A 6,444-nucleotide genomic window follows, 5' to 3' on the forward strand; every position below is an offset into this window, starting at 1 on the left:
CCCCCCGCCGAGTTCCCCCCCCCCTCCCCCCACCAGCTCCCCGCCTTCCCCCCCGCCCCCGCCGCCCCCCCCCCCCCCGGCGGCGACCCCCCCCGCCACGCCGCCCGGCGCGCCGCCGCCTGCCTGACCGACCTCACCCGCGACCACCCCCACGGCCGGATCCTGATCGTCGCCCACTCCACCCTCCTCCGCGTCCTGCTCTGCCACCTCCTCGGCATCCCCCTCGCCGCCTACCGCCGCACCTTCCCCGAACTCCACAACGGAGCCCTCACCGAAATCCGCCTCACCGGCGGCCACACCGCCCTCCTCCGCCTCAACGCCCCTGCCCTCGCCCCCAGCCCCGCCCTCCACTGACCGCACCTACACCCCGTACGGCACACACCCCACACCGCACACCAGGAGACGACCCCGCATGACCACCACCGTCCTCGCCGCCGGCAACCACTTCATCCGCCCCGCCCTGTTCGCCGCCGCCGTCCGCGAGGCCGCCGGGGACACCCCCCTGGAGATACGCGAGCTCCAATTCGGCTGGCCGCACACCCCCTTCGGCCCCGTCGCCGAGGTCACCGAGGCATCCGGCACCGAGGACGAAATGATCGCCGCCCTCCAGGGCGCCGAGATCTGCGTCACCGAACACGGCCCGCTCACCGCCCGCATCCTCGACCACTGCCCCGACCTCAAACTCTTCTGCACCAGCCGCGGCGGCCCGGTCAACGCCAACCTCGAAGCCGCCGCCCGCCACGGCGTCGCCGTCTGCAACGCCCCCGGCCGCAACGCCACCGCCACCGCCGAACACACCCTCACCCTGCTGCTCGCCGCCGCCCGCGGCGTCGGCGACACCCACACCGCCCTCCGCCGCGGCGTCTGGCGCGGCGACTACTACGACTACGACAGCTGCGGCATCGAGATCGCCGGCACCACCATCGGCCTCATCGGCTTCGGCGCCATCGGCAGCCGCGTCGCCACCGTCCTGCACGCCATGGGCGCCCACGTCCTCGTCCACGACCCCTACGTCCGCCCCGACGCCCTGGCCGGCCTCGCCGAACAGGTCCCGCTCCCCGAACTCCTGCGCCGCTCCCGCATCGTCTCCCTGCACGCCCGCGTCACCGACGAGACCACCGGCATGATCGGCCGCGCCGAGATCGCCGCCATGCCCCGCGGCTCCGTCCTCGTCAACTGCGCCCGCGGCGCCCTCCTCGACTACGACGCGCTCTGCGACGCCCTGGAAACCGGCCACCTCGCCGGCGCCGGCCTCGACGTCTACCCCGAGGAACCCGTCCCCGCCCACTCCCGCCTGCTCACCGCCCCCGGCGCGGTCCTCACCCCGCACATCGCCGGCGGCAGCCGCCAGGTCGCCCACAAGGCCGCCGCCCTCGCCGCCGCCGAAGTAGGCCGCTACCTCCGCGGCGAACCCCTCCGCCACCGCGTCAACTAACGGGCGGACCACACGGAAAAGCGCCGGGCGGGCCGGAGAAATCCGGCCCGCCCGGCGCTCTACGCCGCCCCCGCGCTCAGCGCCTGCGCACCAGCGGGAACGGCAGCGTCTCCCGGATCGACAGACCCGTCAGGAACATCACCAGCCGGTCCACACCGATCCCCAGGCCACCCGTCGGCGGCATCGCGAACTCCAGCGCCTGCAAGAAGTCCTCGTCCAGCTCCATCGCCTCCGGATCACCGCCCGCCGCCAGCAGCGACTGCGCCGTCAGCCGCCTCCGCTGCTCCACCGGATCGGTCAGCTCCGAATACGCCGTCCCCAGCTCCGTACCGAACGCCACCAGGTCCCAGCGCTCCGCCACCCGCGGATCCTTGCGGTGCTGGCGGGTCAGCGGCGACACCTCCGTCGGGAAGTCCTTGTAGAACGTCGGCAGCGTCGTCTTCTCCTCCACCAGCCGCTCATACATCTCCAGCACGATGTCGCCCCGGCCCATCTCCGGCGTCACCGGCACCGACGCCCGCAGGCACAGCCGCCGCAGCAGATCCGGCTCGGTGTCCGCCGACACCTCCTCGCCCAGCGCCTCCGAGATCGCCCCGTACACCGTCTTCACCGGCCACACACCCGAGATGTCGTGCTCGACCAGCCGGCCGTCCTTGTCCGCCTTGCGCGCCGTCGCACTGCCGAACGCGGCCACCGCCGCACCCTGGATCAGCTCCCGGGTCAGATCCAGCATCACGTCGTAGTCGGCGAACGCCTGGTACGCCTCCAGCATCGTGAACTCGGGATTGTGCTTGTACGAGATGCCCTCGTTCCGGAACGTCCGCCCCATCTCGAAGACCTTCTCCATCCCGCCCACGCACAGCCGCTTCAGATACAGCTCCGGCGCGATCCGCAGATACAGATCCAGGTCGTAGGCGTTGATGTGGGTGTGGAACGGACGGGCGTTCGCGCCACCGTGGATCTGCTGGAGCATCGGCGTCTCGACCTCCAGATAACCCCGGTCGATCAGCCCCTGCCGCAGCGCCTGCACCGCCGTCGACCGGGCCCGCACGGTGTCCCGCGCGTCCGGCGACACGACCAGGTCCACATACCGCTGGCGGACCTTCGCCTCCGGATCCGACAGACCGCGCCGCTTGTCCGGCAGCGGCCGCAGGCACTTCGCCGTCAGCCGCCACCCGGTCACGAACACCGTCAGCTCACCGCGGTCACTCGCCCCGACCTCGCCCTCGGCCTCGATGTGGTCACCCAGATCCACCTCCGTGCCGAACCGCTCCAGCAGCTCCGCGCCGCTGTCCGCCCGGGTCAGCGCGATCTGCAGATCGCCCGACCAGTCCCGGACCACCGCGAACAGCACCCCGCCGTGGTCCCGCACCAGCAGCACCCGCCCGGCGACCGTCACCGTCTTGCCGGTACGCGCCCCCGCCGCCGTGCCGCCGTACTCCTCGCGGACCTGGCCCAGCGTGTGCGTCCGCTGCACACCCACCGGATACGGGTCGGTGCCCGCCGCCCGCAGCCGCTCCAGCTTCCGGTGGCGCACCCGCACCTGCTCCGGCAGCGCCGCCAGCTCCCGCTCCCGACGCTCCTCGGCCGTCGCCGGCTCCGACTCCACCAGACCCAGCTCGTCCAGCGACGGCAGCCCCGCCGTGCTCGCCGGGGCCAGCACCCGCTTCTTGTGCCCCTTGCCCCACAGCTTGCCCAGACTCGGCACCGCCACGAAACCCTCGGCGATACCCGACGCCAGCGCGATCCGCGCCAGCGCCCCGGCATCCGCGTAGCACAGGAACCGCGGATACCACTCCGGGTGGTACTTCGAATTCGACCGGTACAGCGCCTCCAGCTGCCACCAGCGCGAGAAGAACAGCAGCAGCCGCCGCCACACCTTCAGCACCGGACCGGCACCGATCCGCGAACCCTCCTCGAACGCCGACCGGAACACCGCGAAGTTCAGCGAGACCCGCCGCACCCCCAGCGACCCGGCCTGCGCGCACAGCTCCGCGACCATGAACTCCATCACGCCGTTCGGCGCACTGCGGTCGCGCCGCATCACATCCAGCGAGATACCGTCCTTGCCCCACGGCACGAACGACAGCAGCGCGATCATCTTCCCGTCGCCGTCGAACGCCTCCGCCAGCAGGCAGTCACCGTCCAGCTCGTCCCCGAGCCGGTCCAGCGCCATCGAGAAACCGCGCTCGGTCTCGGTGTCCCGCCACGCGTCCGCCCGGTGGATGACCTCCTGCATCTCCGCCTCGGTCAGCTCCGCGTGCCGCCGCACCCGGAACGTCGCGCCCGTCCGCCGCACGCGGTTGACGGCCTGCCGCGTCACCCGCATGTCCCGGCCGTCCAGATCGAACTCCGCGACGTGCAGGATCGCCTCGTCACCGAGCTGGAGAGCGCCCAGCCCGGCCCGCGCGAACGCCTTCGCGCCGTCCTCGCTCGCGCCCATCACCGCCGGCTGCCAGCCGTACCGGCCGGCCACGTCCAGCCACGCGTCGATCGCCGGACCCCACGCCTCCCGGTCACCCACCGGATCACCACTGGCCAGGCACACCCCGGCCTCGACCCGGTACGTCACCGCGGCCTTGCCGCTCGGCGAGAACACCACCGCCTTGTCCCGGCGGGTGGCGAAGTACCCCAGCGAGTCCTGGCTGCCGTACTTCGACAGCAGCGCCCGGATCCGGGCCTCCTCGTCACCGTGCAGCGCCGCTTCCATCCGCTGCGAACGGAACAGCGCGGCCGCCGCGTTCAGCAGCGCCAGCGCGCCCAGCAGCCCCAGCAGCGTGCCGATCCAGTGCGGCGGGTGCCCCTCGACGATCCGGCCGCCGACCAGCCCGCCGCAGACCCGGTTGGCCGCCCACAGCAGGCGGTTGCCGCCGCCGCGCTCCAGCGAACCGGGCGCCAGCGACACCAGCCCCCAGCCGATCAGCACCGCCACCACGAGCCCGCCGGCCAGCACCAGCGCCGCCCGCAGGAACGCGCCGCGCCGGGTGATCGCGTAGAACTCGCGGTGCGAGACCAGCAGCAGCACCAGCGCCCCGGCGCACAGCAGCAGCGAGAAACCGAACTCCCAGTACCCGGCCGCCAGGAACAGCGCGTCGGCGAGGACGTTCAGCACCATGTACGCGACCACGAACCACAGCGCCACCCGTTTCCGCGCGGTCATCGCCGCGGCCAGGAGGAAGAGGAACGCGGCATACGCGAAGTTCGGGGCCACCGGGATCGTGAGCGTGTCCAGCCAGTAGATCACCGAGTGGAGTGCGCGCCGAAGGGGCCCGATCAGCGCTGTCAGGGCGCAGAAAAGCCCCAGCACGCTGAAGATGATGGCGAAGCCATTGGGGACGCGGCGCCGGAAGCGCCGCCACCCCGTGAGTTGATCCTGGTCCTGCACGGTGCTCATTCCGTCACATTAGGCTCTGAAAGGGGGTCGGCAGCCCGGCACGAGGCGCGCGCTCTCCGCCTCCGGCCCTCTGCCGCTGCGACCGGGCGACCATCCAGTCTCCGGCCCCGCCCCCTGTGTTGTCTGTCCCTCGCAAGGAGGGTTGGGCGACCACCACCGGGGTCACCCACCTGGACCTTGCCATAAAGCCGGCGTAAGTCCGAGTCCGGGTGTGATGTACGCGTCAGCGTCGAGGTCCGCCTTGACAGCCGGACTCCGGCCCACGGTGAACCGCAGCCCGTAGTCCTTGGTGAAGAACCGCCCGCCGCCGGAGTCCACGCCGTTCAGCTCGGCCCGCAGCGTGACCTTCGTCCCCGGCTTCCAGCCGCCCTCCGGCCGCCAGACGATCCGGTCCCGGCCGCCCCGGGCGGACTCCCAGGTCCACGCGCCCTCGGTCCGGTTGTCGGTGACCACCTCCAGCCGCCGTTCCACCGCCGCCTTGTTCCCGACCGGGTAGGCGAAGGTGAGCGCGATCGGATCGCCGACCCCCACCACCTCGCCCTGCGGACGGGGACTGAACACCACCCGGTTCCGCTTGGCCACCTTCCCGGTGGTCAGCGACTCCTTGGCCTCACTGCGGGCGCCCTCGGGGTCCCGGGTCAGCGCGAGCACCGAGTACTTGGTGTCCGGCGCCGCCTTGGCCCGCGACGTCCACACCGTCCCGCCCCGGCTGAACCCGCCGACCAGCTGCCGGCCCCGCGGATCGGTCACCGTCACCTCGGTCAGCACCCCGCCGTCCGCGCTCACCCGCAGCCGGTCGCCGGCCTGCACCGTCGGATGCCCGCCGGCCGACCCCAGTGCCACCTTCACCGGCCGCTCCGGCGACGCCGACGCCTTGGCCGCGTCGCACGCCGCGAGCGCGCCGACACCGAGCACCGGCATCAGCACGAGGGCGGCGCACAGCGACCGGGACGGCCGGAACGGCCGGAAGGACCGGGCGGGGCTCTGGCTCATGGGCGGCTTTCCGTCGATGGTGCGGGAGCGGCGGCAATGTCGGCCGCTAAGACGGTCAGCGCCCCCACGACGTTGCGACCCCCCAAGTGATCCATGCCACTTCTTTACCGACCCCCGGGAATCCCCCCGGCCGGCAGGCGCCACCCGCACCCCACCCTCCGACACCCACCCCTCCCTCCCCTCCCTTCCCCAACTACCACCTGTTTGGAGCACCCTTCCACGAACCGGACATACGCCGCGATGCGCCAAACTGGCCACCGCTTACCGCCCATTCGGGCGGCGGACGAGGAGGTGTTGTGTCCATGGCTGTCTCCATCTCGGTCATCCTGCTGCTGGTGATCCTGGTCGTGATCTTCCTGCGCAGCGGGAAGCTGAAGATCTCGCACGCCATCGTGTGCGGACTGCTCGGCTTCTACCTGGCGGGCAGCAGCCTCGCCCCCGACATCCACCACGGCCTCGCCGGCGCCGCCGAAGTGGTAAGCGGCGTCCGCCCCTGACCCCTACCCGGGCCCGTCACGCTACCCCCTGGAACCAATCACTCTCCGTAATCGTTGCCGAAACAAGGAAGAGGCAAGCGGCCCCCGGCACGGCGCGAGGGAGCGGGGGCGGCGAGGGGGAGGGG

5 protein-coding genes are annotated in these 6,444 nt (G+C 72.3%); 3 read left to right on the top strand and 2 right to left on the bottom strand.

The window, feature by feature from the left end; genetic code table 11:
* Together ADL22_RS09295 and ADL22_RS09300 are read left to right on the top strand one after the other, a co-directional pair.
* On the top strand, positions 1 to 354 hold a 354-nt coding region (locus tag ADL22_RS09295; RefSeq protein ID WP_199836253.1), incomplete at its 5' end, for a histidine phosphatase family protein.
* Positions 355 to 412: 58 nt separating this feature from the next.
* Positions 413 to 1,435, top strand: coding sequence for a 2-hydroxyacid dehydrogenase (locus ADL22_RS09300; protein ID WP_066975663.1), 1,023 nt, complete (start codon positions 413 to 415; stop codon positions 1,433 to 1,435).
* 76 nt (positions 1,436 to 1,511) lie between these two features.
* Here ADL22_RS09300 and lysX read toward each other — a convergent pair whose 3' ends face one another.
* Positions 1,512 to 4,829, bottom strand: coding sequence for a bifunctional lysylphosphatidylglycerol synthetase/lysine--tRNA ligase LysX (gene lysX / locus ADL22_RS09305; RefSeq protein ID WP_066975665.1), 3,318 nt, complete (start codon positions 4,827 to 4,829; stop codon positions 1,512 to 1,514).
* 162 nt (positions 4,830 to 4,991) lie between these two features.
* Entirely contained in the window at positions 4,992 to 5,822 is an 831-nt protein-coding gene (locus tag ADL22_RS09310) for an Ig-like domain-containing protein (protein WP_066975667.1), read from the bottom strand.
* 302 nt (positions 5,823 to 6,124) lie between these two features.
* Here ADL22_RS09310 and ADL22_RS09315 point away from each other — a divergent pair, with 302 nt between their 5' ends.
* Positions 6,125 to 6,319, top strand: coding sequence for a hypothetical protein (locus ADL22_RS09315; RefSeq protein ID WP_066975668.1), 195 nt, complete (start codon positions 6,125 to 6,127; stop codon positions 6,317 to 6,319).
* Positions 6,320 to 6,444 lie beyond the last annotated feature (125 nt).

This window comes from Streptomyces sp. NRRL F-4489 (genome assembly GCF_001509485.1).
Classification (GTDB): domain Bacteria; phylum Actinomycetota; class Actinomycetes; order Streptomycetales; family Streptomycetaceae; genus Streptomyces.